Source organism: Mesorhizobium sp. M2E.F.Ca.ET.209.01.1.1 (assembly GCF_004010375.2).
Taxonomy (GTDB): Bacteria; Pseudomonadota; Alphaproteobacteria; order Rhizobiales; family Rhizobiaceae; genus Mesorhizobium.
This window is the reverse complement of record NZ_SADP02000023.1, coordinates 28,814-51,091: the sequence shown is the minus strand read 5'-3', so window position 1 is coordinate 51,091 and position 22,278 is coordinate 28,814. Positions and strand designations below refer to the sequence as shown.

Annotated in this window: 26 protein-coding genes and 1 pseudogene; 15 read left to right on the top strand and 12 right to left on the bottom strand. The window is 65.2% G+C overall.

Features of this window, described 5'->3' with window-relative positions; genetic code table 11:
- Positions 1–5: 5 nt before the first annotated feature.
- The 3 genes from ligD to EN852_RS29510 all read right to left on the bottom strand — a co-directional run bounded on the left by ligD (position 6) and on the right by EN852_RS29510 (position 3,993).
- Positions 6–2,504, bottom strand: coding sequence for a DNA ligase D (gene ligD / locus EN852_RS29520; protein ID WP_127879292.1), 2,499 nt, complete (start codon positions 2,502–2,504; stop codon positions 6–8).
- Positions 2,505–2,516: 12 nt separating this feature from the next.
- Positions 2,517–3,380 carry a Ku protein gene (locus EN852_RS29515; protein ID WP_127879294.1) on the bottom strand — a complete coding sequence of 288 codons (864 nt, stop codon included), beginning with the start codon at positions 3,378–3,380 and terminating at the stop codon, positions 2,517–2,519.
- Between the two features lie 106 nt (positions 3,381–3,486).
- Entirely contained in the window at positions 3,487–3,993 is a 507-nt protein-coding gene (locus EN852_RS29510) for a ferritin-like domain-containing protein (protein ID WP_127879296.1), read from the bottom strand.
- 396 nt (positions 3,994–4,389) lie between these two features.
- Between EN852_RS29510 and EN852_RS29505 the strand changes: the two genes are divergently transcribed.
- The 5 genes from EN852_RS29505 to EN852_RS29490 all read left to right on the top strand — a co-directional run bounded on the left by EN852_RS29505 (position 4,390) and on the right by EN852_RS29490 (position 6,942).
- A complete protein-coding gene (locus tag EN852_RS29505; RefSeq protein ID WP_116389945.1) occupies positions 4,390–4,536 on the top strand; it encodes a hypothetical protein in 147 nt (48 codons plus the stop codon).
- Position 4,537: 1 nt separating this feature from the next.
- Positions 4,538–4,663, top strand: coding sequence for a hypothetical protein (locus EN852_RS43240; protein ID WP_263649576.1), 126 nt, complete (start codon positions 4,538–4,540; stop codon positions 4,661–4,663).
- A gap of 51 nt (positions 4,664–4,714) precedes the next feature.
- Entirely contained in the window at positions 4,715–5,167 is a 453-nt protein-coding gene (locus tag EN852_RS29500; RefSeq protein ID WP_127879298.1) for a DCC1-like thiol-disulfide oxidoreductase family protein, read from the top strand.
- A gap of 149 nt (positions 5,168–5,316) precedes the next feature.
- Positions 5,317–5,688 (top strand): YciI family protein, encoded by a 372-nt coding sequence (locus EN852_RS29495; RefSeq protein WP_127304645.1) that lies wholly within the window; start codon positions 5,317–5,319, stop codon positions 5,686–5,688.
- A 6-nt stretch (positions 5,689–5,694) separates the two neighbouring features.
- The gene (locus EN852_RS29490; protein WP_127879300.1) at positions 5,695–6,942 is read left to right on the top strand and encodes an RNA polymerase sigma factor; all 1,248 of its coding nucleotides are present in this window, start codon (positions 5,695–5,697) and stop codon (positions 6,940–6,942) included.
- Positions 6,943–7,257: 315 nt separating this feature from the next.
- Here EN852_RS29490 and cysK read toward each other — a convergent pair whose 3' ends face one another.
- The 7 genes from cysK to hrcA form a co-directional block, all read right to left on the bottom strand.
- The gene (cysK, locus tag EN852_RS29485; RefSeq protein WP_127879302.1) at positions 7,258–8,238 is read right to left on the bottom strand and encodes a cysteine synthase A; all 981 of its coding nucleotides are present in this window, start codon (positions 8,236–8,238) and stop codon (positions 7,258–7,260) included.
- A gap of 190 nt (positions 8,239–8,428) precedes the next feature.
- Entirely contained in the window at positions 8,429–9,046 is a 618-nt protein-coding gene (locus EN852_RS29480) for a LysE family translocator (RefSeq protein ID WP_127879304.1), read from the bottom strand.
- Positions 9,047–9,163: 117 nt separating this feature from the next.
- Positions 9,164–9,445: a type II toxin-antitoxin system RelE/ParE family toxin gene (locus tag EN852_RS29475; protein WP_246694443.1), complete on the bottom strand. Its 282-nt coding sequence runs from the start codon at positions 9,443–9,445 to the stop codon at positions 9,164–9,166.
- 32 nt (positions 9,446–9,477) lie between these two features.
- The gene (locus EN852_RS29470) at positions 9,478–9,768 is read right to left on the bottom strand and encodes a type II toxin-antitoxin system ParD family antitoxin (protein ID WP_127866187.1); all 291 of its coding nucleotides are present in this window, start codon (positions 9,766–9,768) and stop codon (positions 9,478–9,480) included.
- A gap of 86 nt (positions 9,769–9,854) precedes the next feature.
- The gene (locus EN852_RS29465; protein WP_127879308.1) at positions 9,855–11,222 is read right to left on the bottom strand and encodes a sorbosone dehydrogenase family protein; all 1,368 of its coding nucleotides are present in this window, start codon (positions 11,220–11,222) and stop codon (positions 9,855–9,857) included.
- A gap of 119 nt (positions 11,223–11,341) precedes the next feature.
- Positions 11,342–11,542, bottom strand: a complete 201-nt coding sequence (locus tag EN852_RS29460; protein WP_127878146.1) for a hypothetical protein — start codon at positions 11,540–11,542, stop codon at positions 11,342–11,344.
- Positions 11,543–11,615: 73 nt separating this feature from the next.
- Positions 11,616–12,713 (bottom strand): heat-inducible transcriptional repressor HrcA, encoded by a 1,098-nt coding sequence (hrcA, locus tag EN852_RS29455; RefSeq protein ID WP_112128850.1) that lies wholly within the window; start codon positions 12,711–12,713, stop codon positions 11,616–11,618.
- Between the two features lie 171 nt (positions 12,714–12,884).
- On the opposite strand from hrcA, the gene rph reads away from it, so the two are divergent.
- The 5 genes and pseudogenes from rph (at position 12,885) to EN852_RS29425 (ending at position 16,370) form a co-directional block, all read left to right on the top strand.
- On the top strand, positions 12,885–13,601 hold the full coding sequence (gene rph, locus EN852_RS29450) for a ribonuclease PH (protein ID WP_112098165.1): 717 nt from the start codon (positions 12,885–12,887) through the stop codon (positions 13,599–13,601).
- A gap of 196 nt (positions 13,602–13,797) precedes the next feature.
- Positions 13,798–14,208, top strand: a complete 411-nt coding sequence (locus EN852_RS29440; RefSeq protein ID WP_127879312.1) for a VOC family protein — start codon at positions 13,798–13,800, stop codon at positions 14,206–14,208.
- Positions 14,208–14,870, top strand: a complete 663-nt coding sequence (rdgB, locus tag EN852_RS29435) for an RdgB/HAM1 family non-canonical purine NTP pyrophosphatase (RefSeq protein WP_127879314.1) — start codon at positions 14,208–14,210, stop codon at positions 14,868–14,870. The genes EN852_RS29440 and rdgB overlap by 1 nt, the downstream gene beginning before the upstream one ends.
- A complete protein-coding gene (hemW, locus tag EN852_RS29430) occupies positions 14,867–16,045 on the top strand; it encodes a radical SAM family heme chaperone HemW (protein ID WP_127879316.1) in 1,179 nt (392 codons plus the stop codon). Before rdgB ends, hemW begins: the two co-directional genes overlap by 4 nt.
- Before the next feature lie 5 nt (positions 16,046–16,050).
- Positions 16,051–16,370: pseudogene (locus EN852_RS29425) on the top strand (low molecular weight protein tyrosine phosphatase family protein).
- Positions 16,371–16,581: 211 nt separating this feature from the next.
- On the opposite strand, the gene EN852_RS29420 reads toward EN852_RS29425, so the two are convergent.
- Complete coding sequence (locus tag EN852_RS29420; RefSeq protein WP_127879318.1) at positions 16,582–16,770, bottom strand: hypothetical protein; 189 nt, start codon at positions 16,768–16,770, stop codon at positions 16,582–16,584.
- Between the two features lie 213 nt (positions 16,771–16,983).
- On the opposite strand from EN852_RS29420, the gene rsmI reads away from it, so the two are divergent.
- Both rsmI and EN852_RS29410 read left to right on the top strand, forming a co-directional pair.
- Positions 16,984–17,874, top strand: a complete 891-nt coding sequence (gene rsmI / locus EN852_RS29415; protein WP_189546254.1) for a 16S rRNA (cytidine(1402)-2'-O)-methyltransferase — start codon at positions 16,984–16,986, stop codon at positions 17,872–17,874.
- Between the two features lie 60 nt (positions 17,875–17,934).
- Positions 17,935–18,312 (top strand): YraN family protein, encoded by a 378-nt coding sequence (locus tag EN852_RS29410; RefSeq protein ID WP_127879322.1) that lies wholly within the window; start codon positions 17,935–17,937, stop codon positions 18,310–18,312.
- Positions 18,313–18,541: 229 nt separating this feature from the next.
- On the opposite strand, the gene EN852_RS29400 is transcribed toward EN852_RS29410, so the two are convergent.
- Positions 18,542–19,348 (bottom strand): undecaprenyl-diphosphate phosphatase, encoded by an 807-nt coding sequence (locus EN852_RS29400; protein WP_127879324.1) that lies wholly within the window; start codon positions 19,346–19,348, stop codon positions 18,542–18,544.
- A gap of 160 nt (positions 19,349–19,508) precedes the next feature.
- Between EN852_RS29400 and EN852_RS29395 the strand changes: the two genes are divergently transcribed.
- The 3 genes from EN852_RS29395 to EN852_RS29385 are packed head-to-tail and all read left to right on the top strand — an operon-like array spanning position 19,509 to position 22,249.
- The gene (locus EN852_RS29395) at positions 19,509–20,201 is read left to right on the top strand and encodes a glutathione S-transferase family protein (RefSeq protein ID WP_042645260.1); all 693 of its coding nucleotides are present in this window, start codon (positions 19,509–19,511) and stop codon (positions 20,199–20,201) included.
- Positions 20,182–21,333: a tRNA epoxyqueuosine(34) reductase QueG gene (gene queG / locus EN852_RS29390; protein WP_127879326.1), complete on the top strand. Its 1,152-nt coding sequence runs from the start codon at positions 20,182–20,184 to the stop codon at positions 21,331–21,333. The genes EN852_RS29395 and queG overlap by 20 nt, the downstream gene beginning before the upstream one ends.
- A 13-nt stretch (positions 21,334–21,346) precedes the next feature.
- A complete protein-coding gene (locus tag EN852_RS29385; RefSeq protein WP_127879328.1) occupies positions 21,347–22,249 on the top strand; it encodes an SDR family oxidoreductase in 903 nt (300 codons plus the stop codon).
- The last annotated feature ends 29 nt before the right edge of the window (positions 22,250–22,278 follow it).

The following is a 22,278-nucleotide window of genomic DNA, read 5'->3' as shown; positions in this document are numbered from 1 at the left end:
GGCAGCTAATTCCGCTTCAGCGCCTTCCCCAGCTTGAAGAACTCCTTCCACGGGTCGGCCTTCTTCAGCTGCGCCAGCGTCGTCCCATCGCCAAGCGGGAAGGCATTCGGGCCCAGCCCCTTCTCCAACTCCGGCCAGGTCACCGGCATCGATATCGTCGCGCCCTTCTTGGCGCGCGAGGAATAGGGCGCGACCGTGGTCGAGCCGCGGCCGTTGCGCAGATAATCGACGAAGATTCTTCCGGTGCGCGCCTTCTTCGACAATGTCGCCGTGTAGCGGTCGGGCGCGGCCTGCTCCAGCGCGCGGGCGAAGTCGTGCGCGAAATCCTTGACCTCGTCCCATTCCGCCGAGGGCTTCAGCGGCACCAGCACATGATAGCCCTTGCCGCCGGAGGTCTTGACCAGATTGGGCAGCGACAGCTCGTCGAGCTGCCTGCGGATGTCGAGCGCCGCCTCGCGCACTTTGGAGACGTCGACGCCTTCGTCCGGATCGAGGTCGAAGATGATCTGATCCGGCTTTTCCAGCTCATCGATCGTCGAGCCCCAGATATGGACCTCGACCACGCCGTACTGGACCAGCGCCGCAAGCCCGTCGAAATCCTTGATGTAGAGGATCTCCTCGCCATCGGTCGGATCCTTCATCCTGGCGATCTTGTCGCTCATGCCTGGCGAGGCGTGTTTCTGGAAGAAGCGCTGGCCGTGGATGCCGTCGGGCGCGCGCACCAGGCTCAGCGGCCGGTTGACGACGAATTGCTCCATGCGCGGCCAGACCAGCGCGTAGTGCTCTAGAAGGTTCTGCTTGGACACTTTTTCGTCGGGCCACAGCAGCTTGTCGGGATGCGAGAGCTTTATCGATGTCTTTGCCGCTCCGGCCGAGGGCTTTGACGGCGCTTTTGCGCCCGACTTTGCTTCGCTCTCGGCCTTCTTCGGCTTTTCCTCCACTACTTCCTCCGCCGGCTTGTCCTCGCGCAGCCCCTGGAACGAGGCGTGGCGGATTATACGGTCGGATGTCCAGCTGCGGAACTCCACCTCGCCGACAAGCTCGGGCTTGACGAAGGTGAGGCCTTTGCCCTTCGGCACCGCCGCCGAGAAGGGCGATGTCTTTGACTCCAGGCGATCGAGCTTCTTCTTCAAATCCGTCATCACCTTGCCGGAAAAGCCGGTGCCGACGCGGCCGGCGTAGTTGAGCTTGCCGCCTTCATAATAGCCGACGAGAAGCGAGCGCACGCCCCGCCCGGTCTTGTCCGAAGGCAGGTAGCCGCCAATGACGAATTCCTGCCTGAGCGTGCACTTCGACTTGATCCAGGTGAGCCCTCGTCCGCTGCGATAGGGCGCGTCAGCGCGCTTCGACACCACGCCTTCGAGACCCATGCGGCAGACATGCTGCAGCATGACCTTGCCGGGTTCGTGGAAATGATCGCTGAAGCGCAGCGCCGAATCCTCGGGCTGCCGGCCCAGCAGCTCGGCCAGCACCTGCTTGCGCTCGACCAGCGGCTCGCGGCGCAGATCCTCGCCGTCGAGCCGCATCAGGTCGAAGACATAATAGACGAAGCGGTCGGCGCGGCGCGCCGACAAGTCCGCCTGCAGCAGCGGGAAGGACGATGCGCCGCTGTCGGCGAGCACCACGACCTCGCCGTCGATGATGGCGTCGCGGCATTTCAATTTGGCCAGCGCCGCCGTGACCGGCCCGTCGAATTTTTCCGTCCAGTCGAGGCCGGCGCGGGTGAGCAGCCTGACCTCGCTGCCTTCGATCTGCGCCTGCATGCGGTAGCCGTCGAATTTCACTTCATGCAGCCAGTCATCGCCGGCCGGCGCTTCCTTCTCCAGCGTCGCCAGCTGCGGCTCGATGAATTCGAGCTTCCGGACTTGCCCGGCCTTCTTTCCGGCGGCCGGCCTGTTGGACTGCCAGACCTTCGGTGTCTGCCCCTTGGCCGCCTTGCCTTCGCCGACCTCCTCGATGGTCAGGCCCGATTTCACCGATTGCGGTTCTTCTTCGAGGATATCCTCGCCGGGACGGGCGGCGGCATCGTCGGATTTGATCAGCAGCCAGTTGTCGCGCTTCTCGCCGGGGCGGGGCCTCAGCCTGACCAGATGCCAGCGGCCATTGAGCTTGTGGCCTTCGAGCTCGAAGTCGATATGGCCCTTCTTCATGCCCTGAGCGGGATCGCCATCCGGTGTCCATCTGCCCTCGTCCCAGACCAGGACCGAGCCGCCACCATACTGGCCCTTCGGTATGGTGCCTTCGAAGGAGGCGTAGTCGATCGGGTGATCCTCGACATGCACGGCCAGCCGCTTCTCATGCGGGTCGAGGCTCGGGCCGCGCGTCACCGCCCAGCTCCACAGCACGCCGTCATGTTCCAGGCGAAAATCGTAGTGAAGCCGCGTGGCGGCATGCTTCTGGACGACGAAGATGCCGCCGGCCTGCTTGCCGCGCCTCACCTTGCCTGCCGGCTCGGCGGTTTTCTTGAAATCGCGCTTGGCGTGATATTGTTCCAGGCTGGCCATGCCGCCACTCCCCTATGCGGATTTGCGCTTCGAGGCCGCTGCCTTGGCCTTCGGCCGCCGCGCCGTCGTCTTTGACGAAGATTTGCCGGCTTTGCCGTCGTCGGCGTTGAGGCTCTTCTTCAGCGCGTCGAACAGGTTGACGACGTTGGACGGTTTCGGCGATGCCTTGGCGCTGGGCGCCTTCCTGCCGGCTTTCCTGGCGCGAATCAGCTCAAGCAACGATTCCTCATAGCGATCCCTGAATTTGGCCGGATCGAACTTCGCCTTCTTCTTGTCGATGATATTTTCGGCCAGCTCGACCATTTCGCCGTCCAGCTTGGTGGACTGAATATCCGCGAAGACGCCGGACGCGTCGCGCACCGTGTCGCCGTAGCGCAGCGTCGTCAGCAGCATGCCTTTGCCGAACGGCTCGATCATCGCCGGACGCTCGCGCTGGTAAAGCACGATGCGCGCGAGGCCGGCCATTTTCTTCTCGGCCAGGGCATCGCGGATGACGGCGAAGGCCTCCTGCGAGACCTTGTCGGCGGGGGAGACGTAATAGGGCGTGTCGAGATAGACCTGGTCGATCGAAGCCTTGTCGACAAAACCGTCGAGATCGAGCGTGTGCGAGGACTCGATCTGGACCGCCTCGATATCCTCGTCCTCGATGCGGATGAATTCGTCCTTGCCGACCTCGAAGCCCCTGACCTCCTCATCCTCTTCCAGCGGCTTGCCGCTTTTCTGGTCGACATAGACACGCCGGACCCTGTTGCCGGTCTTGCGGTTGAGGATGTGGAAGGACACCTTTTCGGCGTGGCTGATGACGTTGCTCAATTCGATGGCGCAGGTGACCAGTGAAAGCTTGAGATAACCGCTCCAGGCGGGGCGCGGCGCCATGACCAACTCCTTGCAGCATCGGGACAAACCGAAACGGCCGGAGCGCCGCTTCGGTTCCCGGAAACCAAGGCCGGCGTCAAAAGCCCCGGCCCCTGAATGGGCGCCCCTACTCGGCCGCTTGCAGGTTGACCTTGCTTTCGGCGATCTCGGTCAGCTTGCGGTCGGTCGCCTCTTCTTCCTTGAGGTTCTTGGCCAGCACATTGGCGCAGTCGCTGCGGCCGAGCTGCTTGGCCCAGGCGATCAGCGTGCCGTAGCGCGTTATCTCATAGTGCTCGACGGCCTGCGCGGAGGCGATCAGCGCCGCATCGAGGACCTCCTTGTCGTCGACATCGCCGCTGACCTCGTCGGCCTCCGCGAGGATGCCGTCGATGGCAGGGCAGTTGACCGTCTTGGCCTTGACGCCGTGCAGCTCGAACACTTGCTCGACCCGCTCGATGTGGCCCCTGGTCTGCGTGAGGTGCTTCTCGAAGCCGGCCTTCAATTGCGGATCGGTCGCCTTGTCGATCATCTTCGGCAGGGATTTCTCGATCTGCTTTTCGGCATAATAGATGTCGCGCAGCGTGTGGATGAAGAGATCGTCCAGCGTCTTGATGTCCTTCGAAAAGAAGCCCATGGCGGTTGCCTTTCCATGTTTCGCGTTGTGGGAAGGTTGCGCGGCGGACAGCCGTCAACATGGCCGGGTTCATCCCGGCCTTGCGGGTCAACGTAGTCTTCCGTGACAGGTTCCTGCCGGGCCTGTCCCGCGAAAGGAAATTTCCGGGCGCGACCTGGAGACGAAACAGAAGCGCTGCCAAGCGACATCGGAACGAAACATATGTGGTGCAAAAGTCACACGGCGCGGAAACGCGACGAAAGGCACCGAAACACCGCGAATCAGCCGCAATCCGGCCACGATGCAACGACTTTCGGACCAGAAATTAACATCACGTTCACCGACTATTCACGCCTCGACGCTATGCTCTTGAACAATTCGGAAGGGACATCCGAAAGCGGGACAGGGACAGGTAAAATGCATTTCTGGAATCACATCGCCGGCTACGCCGCCGCCATCCGCGAATTCGTCGCGCCGACCTATCGGCCGGAACGCTACTACATGCGCGGTCCGGGCCCGGCCTGCGCGCGCCGCGGCAACTCGCTGGGCGTCAGCGCGAACTGACATGACCCGTTTACGCGCCCACCACAGCCGCATCTGCCGGCCGGCCGCCGATCAGCGCGCCACCACCTATCGCGCCGAGCGCCTCGTGCTCGCCGCCAACTGGCGTGCGACAACGCCGCGACTTTGACGCCGCCGCCGGCTGGCTTAGTGTCTAAAAACACAAGCAGCCGGGGCCGCCATGACCGACCTGCCCGAACCGAATCGTCCTGCCTCTCCAAGCCAGGCCTATGACGCCCGCCAGCCGCTGATCGTCTTCGACGGCGTCTGCGTGTTCTGCTCGGGTTTCGTCCAGCTCATCCTCAGGCTCGACCGGGAAAAGCGCTTCCGCTTCGCCACGGCGCAATGGCCGCTCGGCGAGGCGCTGTTTCGCCGGCATGGCCTGCCGACCGACGATTACGACAGCAACCTCGCCATCATCGACGGCGCGGCCTTCACCAAGCTCGACAGTTTCGTCGCGGTCATGGCCGCGCTCGGCTGGCCATGGCGCGCGGCGAAGGCGCTGCTCATCCTGCCGCGGCCGCTGCGCGACTGGCTCTACGACCGCGTCGCCAGGAACCGCTACGTGCTGTTCGGCCGCAAGGACAGTTGCGAGATTCCATCCGCCGAGTTGCGGGAGCGGCTGATCGGCTAAGGGAATTTGAACAAGCGCGGAGTGAATGGCCTGCTTTGCATCCACCGCGGCAGCCAGCAAAAATTTTCCGGCGCCTGTCGAAATCGGTCGATGCCGCACGACATAGGTCGGCACGCAACGACGCGGCCTTCAAGAAACGGTAGAAGACCATGCGATACATGCTTTTGATCTACAATGACGAAGCCGCGATGGCGAATGCTCCGAAAGAGCAGACCCAGCAGGTGCTCGCCGCCTATGGCGCCTATACCGAGGCGCTGAAGAAATCCGGCGCTTATATCGCCGGCGAGCGGCTGCGCCCGACCCAGGCGGCCACCTCGGTGCGGCTCGCCGGCGGCAAGACCAATGTGCTCGACGGCCCCTATGCCGACACCAAGGAGCAATTGGCAGGCTTCTACATGATCGAGGCGGCCGACATCGACACGGCCATCGAATGGGGCGCGCGTTGCCCCGCGTCCAGCACCGGCACGGTCGAGGTGCGGCCGATCTGGGAAATGGCAGAGTACGTCGCCGCCGCGGAGTGACCCGCGATGGATGATCGCTCGGAGATCGCGCGGGCAGCGGCGGAAGCGGCCGCCCGGCGCAGCTACGGCAAGCTGGTCGCCTGGCTGGCGGCGCGCACGCGCGACGTCGCCGGCGCCGAGGATGCGCTGGCCGATGCCTTCGCCGCCGCGCTGGAGCGCTGGCCGCGGACCGGCGTGCCGGCGCAGCCGGAAGCCTGGCTGCTCGCGGTGGCGCGCCGGCGCGAGGTCGACGCCGTGCGGCGGCGGCTGACCGGCGAGGCGGCCCGCGATCATCTGCAGCTGATTGCCGAGGAAATGGAGGCACGCATGAGCGGCGAGGAGCTGCCCGACGACCGGTTGCGGCTGATGTTCGCCTGCGCCCATCCGGCGATCGAAGCCGGCGTGCGCGCGCCGCTGATCCTGCAGACGATCCTCGGTTTCGACGCCGCGACGATCGCCTCGGCTTTCCTGGTCTCGCCGGCGACAATGGGCCAGCGGCTGGTGCGGGCCAAGGCGCGCATCCGCGAGACCGGGATTCCGTTCCGCGTGCCGGAACAGGCGGAGCTGGGCAAGCGGCTGGACACGGTGCTCGAAGCGATCTACGCCACCTTCGCCGAAGGCTGGTCGGATGCGACCGGTACCGACAGCCGGCGGCGCAACCTCGCCGGCGAAGGCATCTGGCTTGGACGGCTGGTCGCCTCGCTGATGCCGGACGAGCCGGAGGCGTTGGGACTGCTGGCGCTGATGCTGTTCGCCGAGGCGCGCCGCTCGGCAAGGCGCGGCCCGGAAGGGGATTTCGTGCCTTTGGCCGAGCAGGATATCGCGCTCTGGGACGACAGCATGATCGACGAGGCGGAAGCCCTGCTGGTGCGCGCCGCGCAAAGGGGCATCATCGGCCGCTACCAGCTGGAAGCCGCCGTGCAATCCGCCCACACGGCGCGCCGGCGCGGCAGCGGCACCGACTGGGCGGCCATCCGCCAGCTTTACGACGCGCTGCTTTCCGTAGCCGGCTCACCGGTGGTGGCGATCAACCGCGCGGTGGCGATCGCCGAAACCGAGGGTGCAACAGCCGGGCTGGCGGCCCTCTATGTGCTGGGCGAGGACAAGCGGCTGCAGGACTACCAGCCTTATTGGGCCGCCCGCGCCGGCCTCTTGGCCAGGCTCGGCAACACCACGCAGGCGGCCGAGGCCTATGACCAGGCGATCGGCCTGGAGCGCGACCCGGCGCTGCGGCGTTTCCTGCAGGCCGAGAAGGCGAAGCTTGTGGGGGGTTAGGGGTGCTGTTTATCGGCGAGCCCGCTGACCTCCCCAACGTCGTCATTCTAGGGCGGAGCAAGGAGCGAAGCGACGCGCGCAGACCCTAGAATCCATGCCGTTACCTCGGCCGAAGGATGCAAACGGAGCAGAATTCTGCACCGATGCGGCGCGTCGAAGTCACGGAATGGATCCTCGGGTCTGCGCGCGTCGCTTCGCTCCTTGCTCCGCCCGTGGATGACGAGGTTGGAAGGCTTCGGTCAATCTCCAAGGCATGCAGCGACGTACGTCATCCGTTCTGGGCCACTGAAGCCACTTCCCGAGGTATGTGCGCGCCTACGCCCCCAGCCCATCGAACAGGATGGTCGAGAGATAGCGCTCGGCGAAAGAGGGGATGACGACGACGAGGTTCTTGCCCTTGTTCTCCGGCCGCGAGCCGACGACGATGGCCGCCTGCAACGCCGCGCCCGACGAGATACCGACCGGCACGCCTTCGAGGCGGGCGACGAGACGGGCATTGGCGACCGAATCCTCGTTCGACACCCTGACGATCTCGTCATAGACGGACGTGTCGAGGATTTTCGGCGCGAAGCCGGCGCCGATGCCCTGGATCTTGTGCGGGCCGGGCTGGCCGCCGGACAGGACCGGGGAGGCCTCCGGCTCGACCGCCACGACCTGGAGCGAGGGCTTGCGCTTCTTCAGCACCTGGCCGACGCCGGTGATGGTGCCGCCGGTGCCGATGCCGGCGACGAAGATATCGACCTCGCCATTGGTGTCGTTCCAGATCTCCTCGGCCGTGGTGCGGCGGTGGATCTCGGGATTGGCCGGATTCTCGAATTGCTGCGGGATGATGGCGTTGGGCAGTGTCGCGGCAAGCTCATCGGCCTTGGCGATGGCGCCCTTCATGCCTTTCGGCCCTTCGGTCAGCACCAGCTCGGCGCCGAGCAGCGCCAGCATCTTGCGGCGCTCGACCGACATGGTCTCCGGCATGGTGAGGATCAGCTTGTAGCCCTTGGCGGCGGCGGCGAAGGCGAGCGCGATGCCGGTGTTGCCGGAGGTCGGCTCGATCAGCGTGGTCTTGCCGGGCGCGATCTTGCCGGCCTCCTCGAGCGCCTCGATCATGGCGACGCCGATGCGGTCCTTGACGGAGGCGATCGGGTTGAAGAATTCGAGCTTGGCCATGAGGTTGGCGACGATGCCCTTTTCCCTTGCGAACTTGTCCAGCCTGACCAGCGGCGTGTCGCCAATCGTCTCCGTGATCGAATTGAAGACGCGGCCGCGGCCGGGCACGCGAGCGGAGGTGACGGGCTTGTTCATTTGGTTCGCTCCCAGGGCAATGTCACAGGCAAAACAGAATAGGGCTTTCAGCCGCGCAAGATAGGCCGGCGTTTGAAAATATCCGAGTGGGGCGGTTGCTCAAAAGCGCGCCGCAGCGGAAATGCATTTTCCGCCGTCAGCGGTTTCAGGAATGGTTTGGCTGAAATCCGGGAGCGGCTGACATTGGAGCCTACTGGCGGGCCGCGATCGCGGCCGCCGCGCCCATCATGAAGCCGGCGGCGGTGCGGTTCAGCACCTTCAGCGCGCGCGGCGATTTCAGGAACCAGCGCGCCTTCGCGGCCAAAGCCAGAAAAGGCACCAGCACCACGAACAGCACCGCCACGGTGAGCACCGCGAGGATGGCGTAGTCGGCGAACGTGATCGCCTTGAGGTCGACGATGGTCGGCGTGATGGCGAGATAGAAGATCATCGTCTTGGGATTGCCCAGCGTCACCGTCAGCCCGGCGATGAAGCTCGACACCAGCCCACCCTTGGCCTTGCGCGCCTCGATGTTTTCCGGCGTGATGCCGCTGGTCCAGAAGCGCCAGGCGAGGAAGGCGAGATAGGCGACGCCGGCCCATTTGATGGCGAGGAAGACCAGGCCGAAGGTCTGAGCGACGAAGGCCAGGCCCAACACCACGGCGGTGAGATAGGTGAGGTCGCCAAGCATCAGGCCAAACGACATGGCGAGCGAGGAACGGAACCCGGAGCCGAGCGCGCGGGCGACAAGCGCCGTGACGCCGGGGCCGGGAATGGCGGCGGCGACGCCGAGGGCGGCGCTGTAGGCGAGGAAACCGGTGAGTGTCATGGTTCTGGCCCGACTGTTGATCCCGCAATGCTAACGCCGCGCGTCACGGCGCATGAGTTCGCCTTGAGTCATACCGCAAAACCATGATCGCGGTCGCCCCTTTGCAAGCGTCTGCTCTTATTCCTCAGTGCTTTCCTCGTGGCCCCGGTACAACGCCTCATAATCCCGGCCGCCGTAAAACACATTGACGATTTCCACGGTCTTGCCGACGCGGTAAGCGATTACGGTGCTGCGCTCAAAAGGCACAGTGCGCAACCCTGGTTGAAGGTCGTCGCGTGGTCGACCACCGTTTGGTGCATCGCCAATCTTGCGACAGCGGGCATGTATGCGCCGAACAAAGGCCAATGCAACGTTGCGGCTTTGGCCCTGCGTGGCGATGAACCGGTAAACTTCGGCCAAGTCCGCGATGGCGTCGGGTCGGTAGGTGGACCCTAAGACGCCGCACGGTCCAGGTCTTTGTCGATTCCGGCGATAGCGGCCTCAAGCGCGGCGTCGGCCTCGTCTTCGCTCAAGGACGGCCTGGAGTCCTCGATGGAGCGGCGGACACGGGCTCGGATAGCCTCAAGGCGCTCGGCATCCTCGATGCGTTGCCGCTGCCATACCCGCACGGCGTCACGCATGGCTTCGCTGACGGTGGCAAATTCGCCGGCTTCCACTCTCTCGCGGATAGCCTGCATTTGCTCGCGAGCCATGGTAACGCTCACTTTTTCGGCGTTGTTCACGGTTGGACTCCTTCTCGCTGCCCTACTAGGTAGGATAAATTCCGACCTGGCGCCAGAAATTTGGGAAAAGCTGTGGTGTCGGACCGTCAGGACCGGCCATCTCCATACGTGATGCGCCAGATGGTGCCGTTGCCGTCCTCGGTGAGGATCAGCGCGCCGTCCTTGGCCACGGCGACGCCGACCGGCCGGCCCCAGAGCGCGTCGTCGGCAATGACGAAGCCGGTGGCGAAATCGTCATACTCACCGGTCGGCTTGCCGTCCTTGAACCTCAGCCGCACCACCTTGTAGCCGGTGCGGACATTGCGGTTCCAGGAGCCGTGCAGAGTGACGAAGGCGTCGCCCCTATATTCAGCAGGAAAACCGTAATCGGCCGGAAAGTTGCCGCCGTCGTAAAAGGCGATGTTGAGCGGCGCCGAATGCGCCTGGATCAGCACGTCCGGAACCGTGACCTTGCCGGCGAGGTCCGGGCGCGCGCCCTCGTGGCGCGGGTCCTCATTGTCGCCGATGTAGTACCAAGGCCAGCCGTAGAAGGCGCCTTCCTTGACGGCGGTCGCGTATTCGAAGGGGACGTTGTCGCCTAGCTCGTCGCGCTCGTTGACGACGCACCAGAGCGCGCCTGTCGCCGGCTGCACGGTCATGCCGGAGCAGTTGCGCAGGCCGGTGGCGACGGTCCTGCGGTTGCTGCCGTCGGGGTCGAAGGCGAGCACATCGGCGCGGCCCTCTTCCGCGCCCCAGGCAGCGCCCAGCGGCTGCGATTTCGCCCACGCCTCGACGCCGCCTTTCGGCTTCGCGCCCATATCCTCGGCGATGTTGGAGCCGGAGCCGACCGACAGATAGAGCGTCTTGCCGTCGGGCGAGAAAGCGATGTCGCGCGTCCAATGGTGGCTGGCGGGGACCTTGGCTACGATGGTCTCCGGCTTGGCGGACGCTTCCAGGTCGCCCTCGCGATAGGGGAAGCGCACCACGCTGTTGCTGTTGGCGACATAGACCCATTGCGGCTTGTCGCCCGGGGGATAGAAGGCGATGCCGTAGGGTCGCGTCAGGCCCTTGGCGAAGATCGACGTCTCAGCGGGCTTGGCGCTGCCTTGCGCCAGGCGATAGACGCGGACCTCGTTCGCCCGGCTGTCGGCGACGAAGAGGTCGCCGTTCGGCGCCACGCGCACCACGCGGGGACTGTCGATGCCCGATGCGACCAGCTCGGCGGAGAAGCCCGGCGGAAGTTTCGGCCTGGCCCCCTCGGGACGATCGGTGACGCCGCCGCCATTCGAGGCGGACTCCGCCACATCGGGCTTCGGCATATCCTGAGGCTTCAGCAGCCGGCGCACGCCAGGACGGTCGGCCTTCCAGTCGCCGAAGGCCTTTTCGCCGCTGAGCAAGGGTTGATCGGCCTGCTGCGCAAAGGCACCGGTGGCAAAAACCAGCGCGAGGCCCGCAAGCTCGACGATCCGCGTCATGCTGTATCTCCGTCGTCTGCCAATGCGCCTATCGATCGGCGCCTGCCGACGGAGATATCGGGCACAGGGTCTAAAAGAGAAGCAGGCGCACGTTGATTTGACGACGAAGCGCCAGGAGTTCAGCTCTCGTCTTCGGCATCCAGGTCGTCGTCGAGGCGCTTTTCCAGCTCGACGAGGTCTGCCGGCAAGGGCAGGCCCATGGCGCGGAGCTCCCGCAATTTCTCGCGCAGCTGCTCCTGGATCTCGCGATCGTCCTCGGGCTGGTTGATCATTTCCTGAAGCAGGAGGTCGATCTGGGCCTTGATTGCTTCCAGCGCCATTTTTTCTCCTCCGCAGCGACCTTAGGTGTATCGAGATTCAGGTCAGGCCGGCATCACCTGAATATCGATACACCTAACGGAGCATGCGCGAAATGAGCTGCGCCGTATAGTCGACCATCGGCACGATGCGCGCGTAGTTCAGCCTTGTCGGGCCGATGACGCCAAGCGCGCCGATGACACGGGCGTCCTTGTCGCGATAGGGCGCGACGACCAGCGACGAGCCGGACAGCGAAAACAGCTTGTTCTCCGAGCCGATGAAGATGCGCACGCCCGGCCCTTCCTCGGCGAGGTCGAGCAGCTGCAGCAGCCCGTCCTGCGTTTCCAGGTCCTCGAACAGATGGCGCAGCAGTTCGAGGTCGGCCTGGGCGGTGACATTTTCGAGCAGGTTGGCGCGGCCGCGCACGATGAGACGCGCCGGCAGGCCGCTTTCGGCGCCTGCCCAGACCGCCAGGCCCTTCTCGACCAGATCCTGCGACAGCGTGTCGAGGGCGGATTTGGTTTCGTCCTTTATGCGGGCGATCTCGGCGCGCGCCTCGGCAAGCGTCCGGCCCCTGATATGGGCGTTGAGGAAATTGGACGCCTCGTGCAGTTGCGACACGGTGGTGCCGGCGGGCAGGTCGACGACGCGGTTCTCGACATCGCCGTTCTGCGACACCAGCACGGCAAGCGCCTTTGTGGGCTCGAGCTGGATGAATTCGATGTGCTTCAGCGCCACCTCGTTCTTGGAGGCGAGCACGAGGCCGGCGCCGCGCGACATGCCGGACAGCATCTGGCTGGCCTCGGTCAGCATATGCTCCAGCGTCGCGCCCGAGCCGGAGGCGCGCACCTGTGCCTCGATGATGCGGCGCTCGTCGTCGGAAAGATCGCCGAGCTCCATGAAGGCGTCGACGAAGAAGCGCAGGCCCGTCTGGGTCGGGAGCCGCCCGGCGGAGATATGCGGCGCGTAGATCAGGCCCAGATGCTCGAGGTCGCTCATCACGTTGCGGATGGTGGCCGGCGACAGCGAGGAGGGCAGGATGCGCGACAGGCTGCGCGAGCCGACCGGCTCGCCGTCGCGCAGATAGGAATCGACAATCCGCCGGAAAATATCGCGCGAGCGCATGTCGAGTGACTGAAGTACCGGTGACTGAAGCCCGGGTGACTGCGACGTCGGATCGACTGGTTTGTTCATTCCGGCGAGAAACCTCCTGCCGAAAAGATATAGACTTAAGCCACCCCCGCGCAACCCGGTGCCGCGTTTGCGGTCACGGTGCCGCGTTTGCTGCCCCTTTTCCTTTGCGACTTGCCTCGCATGCGTCTACAAGCCGGCCACGATTCCGAAAACGACAAGAAAGCAGGCCGAATGCGCCCCTCCAAACGCCAAGCCGACGAAATGCGCGCCATCTCCTTCGAGCGCGGCGTGTCCAAGCATGCCGAAGGCTCTTGCCTGGTGAAGTTCGGCGACACGCATGTGCTGTGCACCGCGAGCCTTGAGGAAAAAGTGCCGGCCTGGATGCGCAACTCCGGCAAGGGCTGGGTGACCGCCGAATATGGCATGCTGCCGCGCTCGACCGGCGAGCGCATGCGGCGCGAGGCCTCCGCCGGCAAGCAGGGCGGCCGCACGCTGGAGATCCAGCGGCTGATCGGCCGGAGCCTGCGCGCCGTGGTCGACCTGCAGGCGCTGGGCGAGCAGCAGATCACCGTCGACTGCGACGTCATCCAGGCCGATGGCGGCACCCGCACCGCCTCGATCACCGGCGGCTGGGTGGCGCTCTACGACTGCCTGCGCTGGATGGAAGCGCGCCAGATGGTCAGCGTCTCCAAGGTTCTGAAGGACCATGTCGCGGCGATCTCCTGCGGCATCCATGACGGCCAGCCGGTCATCGACCTCGACTATCTCGAGGATTCCTCGGCCGGCACCGACGCCAATTTCGTCATGACCGGCAAGGGGGGCATCGTTGAGATCCAGGGCACCGCCGAGGGCGAGCCGTTTTCCGAGGAGCAGTTCGCGGCGCTGATGGGCCTGGCCAAGAAGGGCATTTCGCGGCTGGTGAGCCTGCAGCAGATGGCGGTGGCGTAGGGCGCCGCAGAGAAGAACGAATGAGGTTGGCGATCCTTCACACCCCCCTCTGGCCTGCCGGCCATCTCCCCCGCAAGGGGGGAGATCAGATATCACCTTGGGTTTCGCCAACCATCAACGTCGAGATGCCGCCTGCGGAGCTGCCAATCTCCCCCCTTGCGGGGGAGATGCCCGGCAGGGCAGAGGGGGGTGCCTCGTGATGCCCTCGGCAATTTTGGAATCAGCCCTCTACGTCACCGATCTCGCCGCCGCCGAAGCCTTCTACCGTGACATCATCGGCCTCGATCCGCTGGGCAAGGTCGAAGGCCGCCACGTCTTCTTCCGCTGCGGCGACGGCGTATTGCTTCTCTTCAACGCCGAGGCGACGAAAATCCCGCCGGCGCCGGACGCCCGGCTGAAAGTGCCGCCGCATGGCACGGCCGGCGAGGGGCATCTCTGCTTTGCGGCAACCGCCGACGAGATCGCCAAGTGGCGCGACCATCTCTCCGCCAGGAACATCGCCATCGAAAGCGATTTCGAATGGCCGCAGGGCGGGCACTCGATCTATATCCGCGACCCTTCGGGCAATTCGATCGAGTTCGCCGAGCCGAGGATCTGGGGTTTCTGATGCATTCTTTGAACGGAAAGAAGATCGTCGTCGCCAGCCATAATGCCGGCAAGCTGCGCGAATTCGCCGACCTCATGGCGCCGTTCGGCTTCGAGGCGAAATCGGCCAAGGAATACGGCCTGCCGGAGCCGGACGAGACCGGCACGACCTTCGAGGAAAACGCCTATATCAAGGCATATGCCGCGGCCAAGGCCACCGGCCTGCCGGCGCTGTCCGACGATTCCGGGCTCTGCGTCGACGCGCTCGACGGCGCGCCGGGCGTCTACACCGCCAACTGGGCGGAAAAGCCCGACGGCAGCAGGGATTTCGGCATGGCCATGCAAAAGACGGAAACGGCGCTGCAGGAGGCCGGCGCGACCGAGCCGGCGCAACGCACCGGCCGCTTCGTCGCCGTCATCTGTCTCGCCTTTCCGGACGGCGAGGCCGAGTATTACCGCGGCGAGGCGGAAGGCACGCTGGTGTGGCCGCCGCGCGGCACGCTCGGCTTCGGCTACGATCCGGTCTTCCTGCCCAATGGTTTCGACAAGACTTTCGGCGAGATGAGCGCGGAGGAGAAGCATGGTTGGAAGCCAGGCCAGGCGACGGCGCTTTCGCACCGCGCCCGCGCTTTCCAGAAATTCGCGCAGGCGCGTCTAGATTTGGCCCGGCTGGGTTCGGCATGATCGGGACCGCCCAGACGATGCAGCTCGACCGGAGCCCAGGCTTCGGCGTCTACATCCATTGGCCGTTCTGCGCGGCCAAGTGCCCTTACTGCGACTTCAACAGCCATGTCCGCCACCAGCCGGTCGACCAGGAGCGTTTTGCCCGCGCCTTCGAGACGGAGCTTGCGACCATGCGCGCCCGCACCGGGCCGCGTGAGGTGACCAGCATCTTCCTCGGCGGCGGCACACCGTCACTGATGAAGCCGGAAACGGTGGGCGCGGTGCTGGAGGCGGTGGCGAGGAACTGGACGGTGCCTGAAGGCATCGAGGTGACGCTGGAGGCCAACCCGTCCTCGGTCGAGGCCGAGCGTTTCCGCGGCTATCGCGCCGCCGGCGTCAACCGCGTCTCGCTCGGCGTGCAGGCGCTGAACGACAAGGATCTGCGCTTCCTCGGCCGGCTGCACAATGTCGAGGAGGCGCTGCACGCCATCGGGCTCGCCCGCGAAATCTTCCCCCGCCTCTCCTTCGACCTGATCTATGCGCGGCCCGGCCAGACGCCGGAAGCATGGGGCGCGGAGCTGGAACAGGCGATCGGCTATGCCGTCGACCATCTGTCGCTCTACCAGCTCACCATCGAGGAGGGCACGCCCTTCCACGCGCTTTACGCGGCGAAGAAATTCACCCTGCCCGACAACGACCATGCCGCCGACCTCTATGCGCTGACACAGGAGGTGACGGCGGCGCATGGGCTGCCGGCCTATGAGATTTCCAACCACGCCCAGCCGGGCGCCGAGAGCCGGCATAATCTCACCTACTGGCGCTATGGCGAATATGTCGGCGTCGGGCCGGGCGCGCATGGCCGCTTCGTCGAGAACGGAAGGCGCACGGTGACGATAGCCGAAAGGATGCCGGAGACCTGGGCCAATCTGGTCGAGGCCAAGGGGCACGGCGTCACCGGGGGCGAGATCCTGACCCGCGCCGAAGAGGCCGACGAATTCCTGCTGATGGGCCTGCGGCTCGCCGAAGGCATCGACCTGCAGCGCTACGAGGCGCTGTCAGGGCGCGGCCTTTCCAGCGCGCGGCTCTCGGTGCTGCAGGGGGAGGGGCTGGTGGCGCCGGTCGGCAATGCAAGGCTGCGCGCCACGACCGCCGGCATGATCGTGCTCGATGCGGTGGTGGCGGATTTGGCGCGGTAACCTCTTTGAAGAACGTCCTCTTCGTCTGCAGCCAGAACCGGTTACGCAGCCCGACCGCCGAGCAGGTGTTTTCCACGCGCCGCGACATAGAGGTGGAATCGGCCGGCACCAATCACGACGCCGACAACCCGCTGACGCATGAGCTGGTCGCCTGGGCGGACATCATCTTCGTGATGGAAAAGGCGCACCGCGCCAAGCTGCAGAAGAAGTTCCGGGCGAGCCTGAAAGGCGCCAGGGTGATCTGCCTCGATATCCGGACGACTACGACTTCATGGACCCGGAGCTGGTGGGGCTGCTGGAGGTGAGGGTTGGCAGATACCTCTGAAGATGCGGCGCTCTCCAGCGCGTTCGTCATTCTCGGGCTTGACCCGAGAATCCATGCCGTGACCTATGCGAAGGGTGCTGCGGTCCAGAATTCTGCACCGTTGGTGGCGCTTCGATGTAACGGCATGGATTCCAGGGTCTGCGCGCGTCGCTTCGCTCCTTGCTCCGCCCTGGAATGACGAAGCGCGAGATGGCGAAGGTTGCTGGTTGTTCTAAGCGTCGTGCTTCTGGCGATGCTTGCCGCGGTGCTTCTCGCCATGCGCCTCACCATCGCGGACCGGCTTCTGGTCGGCCTTGTCGCGGCGTGCGCCGCTCTGGGCGGCGATGGGGTGTGGGGGAATGCCCTCGCGGGCGGTCTTGCTTTCAAGTCGGCTGATGAAGATGTCGAAGCGATTGGGCATCGTCCGGTCCTGCCTCCTCCCGGGGAATCAGGGGTTAAATTCGCCGTTGCCGGTTTCGTTCCGCACTGTGGCAAAGGCATGGCGATTTCCTTGGCCCAACCTCACGTTTTGCAACAGGCCGTCAGCCATGCCAAAGAGACTTTGTTCTTTCGCAATTCCGGACGGAAAACCGCTACGCACTTTTCCTGGAATTGCTTGGACGGAGGGTTATTCTTGACCGGCGACAAACACAGCTACCTGATCGGGCAGACCGAGATCGCGGCGCGGCCGCTCACGCCGGCGCTCTATCTGGTGGCGACGCCGATCGGCAATCTCGCCGACATCACGCTGCGTGCGCTGGAGACGCTGGCCGCCGCCGACATCGTCGCCTGCGAGGACACGCGCGTATCGCGCGTGCTGCTCGAACGCTACGGCATCCGCCGCCGCACCACCGCCTATCACGAGCACAACGCGAAAGAGGCCGGGCCGAAGCTGATCGAGGCGCTGGCGGCCGGGCAGAGCGTGGCCCTGATCTCCGACGCCGGCACGCCGCTGGTCTCCGATCCCGGCTACCGGCTGGTCGGCGAGGCGCTGGAGCAGGGTATCCGCGTCGTGCCGATCCCCGGGCCTTCTGCGGCTCTCGCCGCGCTGACGGCATCCGGCCTGCCATCCGATGCTTTCCTGTTCGCCGGGTTCTTGCCGGTCAAAGCAGGGCAGCGGCTGACAAAGCTTGAAATTTTCAAGCAGGTGCCGGCGACGCTGATCTTCTTCGAATCGCCGCGCCGACTGGCCGAGACGCTCGGCGCCATGGTCGAAGCACTGGGCGGCAGCCGCCAGGCCGCGATCGGCCGCGAGCTGACCAAGGCCTTCGAGGAGATGCGCACCGGAACGCTGGCCGAACTGGCCGATCACTATGCGGCGGCCGACACGCCGAAGGGCGAAATCGTGATCTGTGTCGGCCCGCCCGAGGCGGCGGAGGACCAGCCGGCCGACATTGACCGGCTGCTGTTGTCGCTCGCGGCCGAAATGCCGGCCTCGAAGGCGGCATCGGAAGCGGCGAAGATGACCGGCGGCCAGAAACAGGCGCTTTACCGGCGGCTCTTGGAGCTCAGGGACGGACCATGATCCCAAAAAGTGGAAGCCGGTTTTTGGATAGGATCATGGTCGAGCAAAAAGGAGCCGACGGTGGCTGAGCGCACCGTTGGCCATCGCCGCAAAGCCTATCGGCGCGGCCATCGCGGCGAGTGGCTGGCGGCGCTAGCGCTAATGCTGAAGGGTTATCGCATCCTCGCCCGCCGCCATCGCACGAAACTCGGCGAGATCGACCTGATCGCCCGCCGCGGCGACCTGGTGCTGTTCGTCGAGGTCAAGGCGCGGCGCACGCTGATCGAGGCGATGGAAGCGATCGGCCATGAATCCGAGCGCCGCATCGAGGGCGCGGCGGATATCTGGCTGTCGCGCCAGCCGGATTACGGGCGGCTTTCGATGCGTTTCGACATGGTCGCGGTGCTGCCCTGGCGCTGGCCGGTGCATGTCGAGAACGCATTTTATGGAAGGAATTGAGTGCCTGCTCAACGTCGATAGCTGGCGGGACAGCGCCCCCCTCTGGCCTGCCGGCCATCTCCCCCACGAGGGGGGAGATCAGATGTTGCTCTCGCTTTCGCCAATCACCAACGTTGCAAGAAGAATGCCGACGGCAAAACTGCCAATCTTCCTCCGAGTGGGGGAGATGCCCGGCAGGGCAGAGGGGGGCGCGAAGGAACTCAACGAATGTTGCGGGCAAAGCCCGCCCTCACCCCCAAACCATCAACGCCACCAGCCCCGCGATACCCACCGCAAGCCGCCACCAGCCGAACAGCGAATAGCCGTTCTTCGAGACGTAATCGAGCAGGAAGCGCACCACGATGAGCGCGGCGACGAAGGCGGCGATGAAGCCGACGGAAATGATCGGCAGGTCGGCCGCGGTCAGCACGTTGCGATTCTTGAAGAGGTCGAAGGCGAAGGCGCCGACCATGGTGGGCATGGCGAGGAAGAAGGAGAATTCCGCCGCCGCGCGCTTGTCGACGCCCATCAGCAGCGCGCCGACGATGGTCGAGCCGGAGCGCGAGGTGCCGGGGATCAGCGACAGGCACTGGAACAGGCCGATCTTGAGATAGATGCTCAACGGGAAGCGCTCGACGTCGTGATGCACCGGCTTGAAGTTGATGCGGTCGACGACGAGCAGCACCACGCCGCCGATGACCAGCATGATGCAGATCAGTTTTGGCGACTCGAATAGATAGTTTTTGATGAAGTCGTGACCCAGCGCGCCGATCGCCGCTGCCGGAAGGAAGGCGATCAGGATGCCGATGACGAAATGCCTTGTTTGCGGATCGCTGGGCAGCTTGACCAGCATCTGCCAGAGCTTGCTGAAATAGACGCTGAGGATCGCCAGGATCGCGCCGAGCTGGATCAGGATCTCGAAGGCCTTGCCGGTGGAATGGAAGCCGAGGAAATGGCCGGCAAGCAGGATGTGGCCGGTCGACGACACCGGGATGAACTCGGTCAGGCCCTCCAAAAGCCCAAGCAGCAGCGCTTCGACGATGGTCTGGCTTTCCATGGCAACCTCAGGATTTCGGGGATGGCTGGGGACAACGGCTTGCTTGTCACGGCGCGGAAGTCCCCCTATAGGTCGCAACACCGTGACGGCCGCATGACGGGCCGCCAAGACTTACCGGCGCAGGTATCGATTCGCCAGTGCGCCCTATCATCGCGGAACCATGCTGACGCTTTTCCATCATCCCATGTTCGCCACCTGCCGGTTCGTCCGCCTCGCCTTTGGCGAGTATGGCGAGGAGCTGGCGCTGATCGAGGAAAAACCGTGGACGCGGCGCAAGGAGTTCCTGGCGCTGAACCCGGCCGGGACGCTGCCGATCCTGCTCGCCGAAGGCGACGTGCCGATCGTCGGCGCCATGGTGATCGCCGAATATCTCGACGAGACACGCGGCGTGCTCAAGCGCGACAAGCGGCTGTTCGCCGAGGACCCGATGCAGCGCGCCGAAATCCGCCGGCTGACCGACTGGTACCTGGCGAAGGCCGAAAGCGAAGTGACCCGCCACCTGGTGCGCGAGCGCGTGCTGAAGCCGGTGATGCCGGAAACCGCCGGCGGCGGCTCGCCCGACTCGGCTGCGATCCGGGCGGCGCGCGCCAACATCCGCCAGCACATGAAATACACCAACTGGCTCGCCGGCACGCGCCATTGGCTGGCCGGCAACAAGGTGACCTATGCCGACCTCGCTGCGGCGGCCACGCTTTCGGTGCTCGATTATCTGGGCGAGATCGACTGGCGCGAACACAGCGCCGCGCGCGAATGGTACACGCGGGTGAAATCGCGGCCGTCCTTCCGGCCGCTGCTCTCCGACCGGGTGCGCGGTCTGTCGCCGGTATCGCATTATGCGGACCTCGACTTCTGAAAAGCTACGCGCGCTGATCGACGCGGAGGCGCGCCGCGCCGGCTTCGAGGCGGTCGCCGTGACCCGGCCGGACGCGATTCCGCTGGCGCCGGCAAGGCTCGCCGAATTCGTCTCCGACGGTTTTCACGGTTCGATGGACTGGATCGCCGAGACGCTGGAGCGGCGAGCCGAACCCTCGACATTGTGGCCGGAGGTGTGCTCGATCGTCGTGCTGGCGATGAATTACGGCCCCGACCGCGATCCGCGCGATATCCTGACAAAGCCCGATTGCGGCGCGATTTCGGTCTATGCGCAGAACCGCGACTATCACGACGTGATGAAAGGCCGGCTGAAGGAGATCGCCGGCAAGATCGTGGCAAAGGCGGGCGGCGACGTGAAAGTGTTCGTCGACACCGCGCCGGTCATGGAAAAGCCGCTGGCGGAAGCGGCTGGCCTCGGCTGGCAGGGCAAGCACACCAATCTGGTCAGCCGCGCGCATGGCTCTTGGCTGTTCCTCGGCACGATCTTCACCACGGCCGAGCTGGAGCCGGACAAGGCCGAGATCGACCGTTGCGGCTCCTGTCGCGCCTGCCTCGACGCCTGCCCGACCGATGCCTTTCCCGCGCCCTACCGGCTCGATGCGCGGCGCTGCATCTCCTACCTGACCATTGAGAACAAGGGGCCGATCCCGCGCGAGTTCCGCGACAAGATCGGCAACCGCATCTATGGCTGCGACGACTGCCTGGCGGCCTGCCCGTGGAACAAGTTCGCCAGCGCGGCGTCGGAGGCTAAGCTTGCAGCGCGTAACGATCTGCGCGAGCCGCCGCTTTCGGAGCTGCTGGCGCTCGACGACGCGGCGTTCCGCGCCTTTTTCTCGGGCTCGCCGGTCAAGCGCATCGGCCGTGACCGTTTTGTCCGCAACGTGCTGATCGCGGCCGGCAACTCGGGCGACGCGGGCTTGATCGGCATCGTGCGTGGCCTGCTTCGCGACGTCTCGCCACTGGTGCGGGGTGCGGCAATCTGGGCCCTGTCGCGACTGCTGTCCGACCGCGAATTTGGCGAGCTTGCCGCCACCGCCTCGAAGACCGAGACCGATGCGGCGGTCCGTGAGGAGTGGCTGGCGGCGTTGGCAGATCCCGTGAAGGCCGATTGAAGGAGATTCATCGATGAGCGAGAGACGCTTCTTCATCTTCGGCGCAGGCTACTCCGGCAAGGCATTCGCGCGGGCCAACGGACAGCATGAGCCGGTCTTCGGCACGACCCGGACGCCGGAAAAATTTGAAGCGCTGAAGCTCGCTGGAATCGAGCCGCTGCTGTTTGACGGCTCGCTGTCGCCTGAGCTCGGCGAGGCGCTCGCCAGGACCACGCATCTCATCGTCTCGGTCGCTCCCGACGAGGCCGGCGACCCGGTGCTCAATGCCGCCGGCGAGGCGCTGCGGGAAAAAATGCCGGCGCTGGAATGGATCGCCTATCTCTCCACCGTCGGCGTCTATGGCGACCATGGCGGCGCCTGGGTGGACGAGACCAGCGACTGCCGCCCCGTGTCGAAGCGCTCGGTGATGCGGGTGGCGGCCGAACAGCAATGGCTGGCGCTTGGCCGCGCGACCGGCAAGCCGGTGGCGGTGCTGCGGCTTTCCGGCATTTACGGGCCAGGCCGCAACGCGCTCACCAATCTCGAGGAGGGCACCGCGCGGCGACTGGTCAAGCCGGGGCAGGTGTTCAACCGCATCCATTGCGACGACATCGCCGGCGCGCTGTGGCACCTCGCCGGCAACAACCTCGGCGGCATCTTCAACGTCACCGATGACGAGCCGGCGCCGCCGCAGGATGTCGTCGCTTACGCCGCCGGGCTGATGGGCGTCGAGCCGCCGCCCGAAATTCCCTTCGAGACCGCCCAACTTTCGCCCATGGCACGGTCTTTCTATGGCGAGAATAAGCGCGTCGCCAACAAGGCGATCAAGGCGGCCGGCTATCGCTTCCGGTTCCCGAACTACCGGGTGGCGCTGGAGCGGATGTGGGCCGAAGGCAACTGGCGGGACGGGGAGCCCCGCAGCCCGATGAGAGGTTGAAGATCGATGCGGGACGCGCGGCGTGGTAT

Excerpts from the sequence above, each read along its gene's own strand:
- ligD (WP_127879292.1), bottom strand. The coding sequence starts at position 2,504 with ATGGCCAGCCTGGAACAATATCACGCCAAGCGCGATTTCAAGAAAACC.
- EN852_RS29515 (WP_127879294.1), bottom strand. The coding sequence starts at position 3,380 with ATGGCGCCGCGCCCCGCCTGGAGCGGTTATCTCAAGCTTTCACTGGTC.
- EN852_RS29510 (WP_127879296.1), bottom strand. The coding sequence starts at position 3,993 with ATGGGCTTCTTTTCGAAGGACATCAAGACGCTGGACGATCTCTTCATC.
- EN852_RS29505 (WP_116389945.1), top strand. The coding sequence starts at position 4,390 with ATGCATTTCTGGAATCACATCGCCGGCTACGCCGCCGCCATCCGCGAA.
- EN852_RS43240 (WP_263649576.1), top strand. The coding sequence starts at position 4,538 with ATGACCCGTTTACGCGCCCACCACAGCCGCATCTGCCGGCCGGCCGCC.
- EN852_RS29500 (WP_127879298.1), top strand. The coding sequence starts at position 4,715 with ATGACCGACCTGCCCGAACCGAATCGTCCTGCCTCTCCAAGCCAGGCC.
- EN852_RS29495 (WP_127304645.1), top strand. The coding sequence starts at position 5,317 with ATGCGATACATGCTTTTGATCTACAATGACGAAGCCGCGATGGCGAAT.
- EN852_RS29490 (WP_127879300.1), top strand. The coding sequence starts at position 5,695 with ATGGATGATCGCTCGGAGATCGCGCGGGCAGCGGCGGAAGCGGCCGCC.
- cysK (WP_127879302.1), bottom strand. The coding sequence starts at position 8,238 with ATGAACAAGCCCGTCACCTCCGCTCGCGTGCCCGGCCGCGGCCGCGTC.
- EN852_RS29480 (WP_127879304.1), bottom strand. The coding sequence starts at position 9,046 with ATGACACTCACCGGTTTCCTCGCCTACAGCGCCGCCCTCGGCGTCGCC.
- EN852_RS29465 (WP_127879308.1), bottom strand. The coding sequence starts at position 11,222 with ATGACGCGGATCGTCGAGCTTGCGGGCCTCGCGCTGGTTTTTGCCACC.
- EN852_RS29460 (WP_127878146.1), bottom strand. The coding sequence starts at position 11,542 with ATGGCGCTGGAAGCAATCAAGGCCCAGATCGACCTCCTGCTTCAGGAA.
- hrcA (WP_112128850.1), bottom strand. The coding sequence starts at position 12,713 with ATGAACAAACCAGTCGATCCGACGTCGCAGTCACCCGGGCTTCAGTCA.
- rph (WP_112098165.1), top strand. The coding sequence starts at position 12,885 with ATGCGCCCCTCCAAACGCCAAGCCGACGAAATGCGCGCCATCTCCTTC.
- rdgB (WP_127879314.1), top strand. The coding sequence starts at position 14,208 with ATGCATTCTTTGAACGGAAAGAAGATCGTCGTCGCCAGCCATAATGCC.
- hemW (WP_127879316.1), top strand. The coding sequence starts at position 14,867 with ATGATCGGGACCGCCCAGACGATGCAGCTCGACCGGAGCCCAGGCTTC.
- EN852_RS29420 (WP_127879318.1), bottom strand. The coding sequence starts at position 16,770 with ATGCCCAATCGCTTCGACATCTTCATCAGCCGACTTGAAAGCAAGACC.
- EN852_RS29400 (WP_127879324.1), bottom strand. The coding sequence starts at position 19,348 with ATGGAAAGCCAGACCATCGTCGAAGCGCTGCTGCTTGGGCTTTTGGAG.
- EN852_RS29395 (WP_042645260.1), top strand. The coding sequence starts at position 19,509 with ATGCTGACGCTTTTCCATCATCCCATGTTCGCCACCTGCCGGTTCGTC.
- queG (WP_127879326.1), top strand. The coding sequence starts at position 20,182 with ATGCGGACCTCGACTTCTGAAAAGCTACGCGCGCTGATCGACGCGGAG.
- EN852_RS29385 (WP_127879328.1), top strand. The coding sequence starts at position 21,347 with ATGAGCGAGAGACGCTTCTTCATCTTCGGCGCAGGCTACTCCGGCAAG.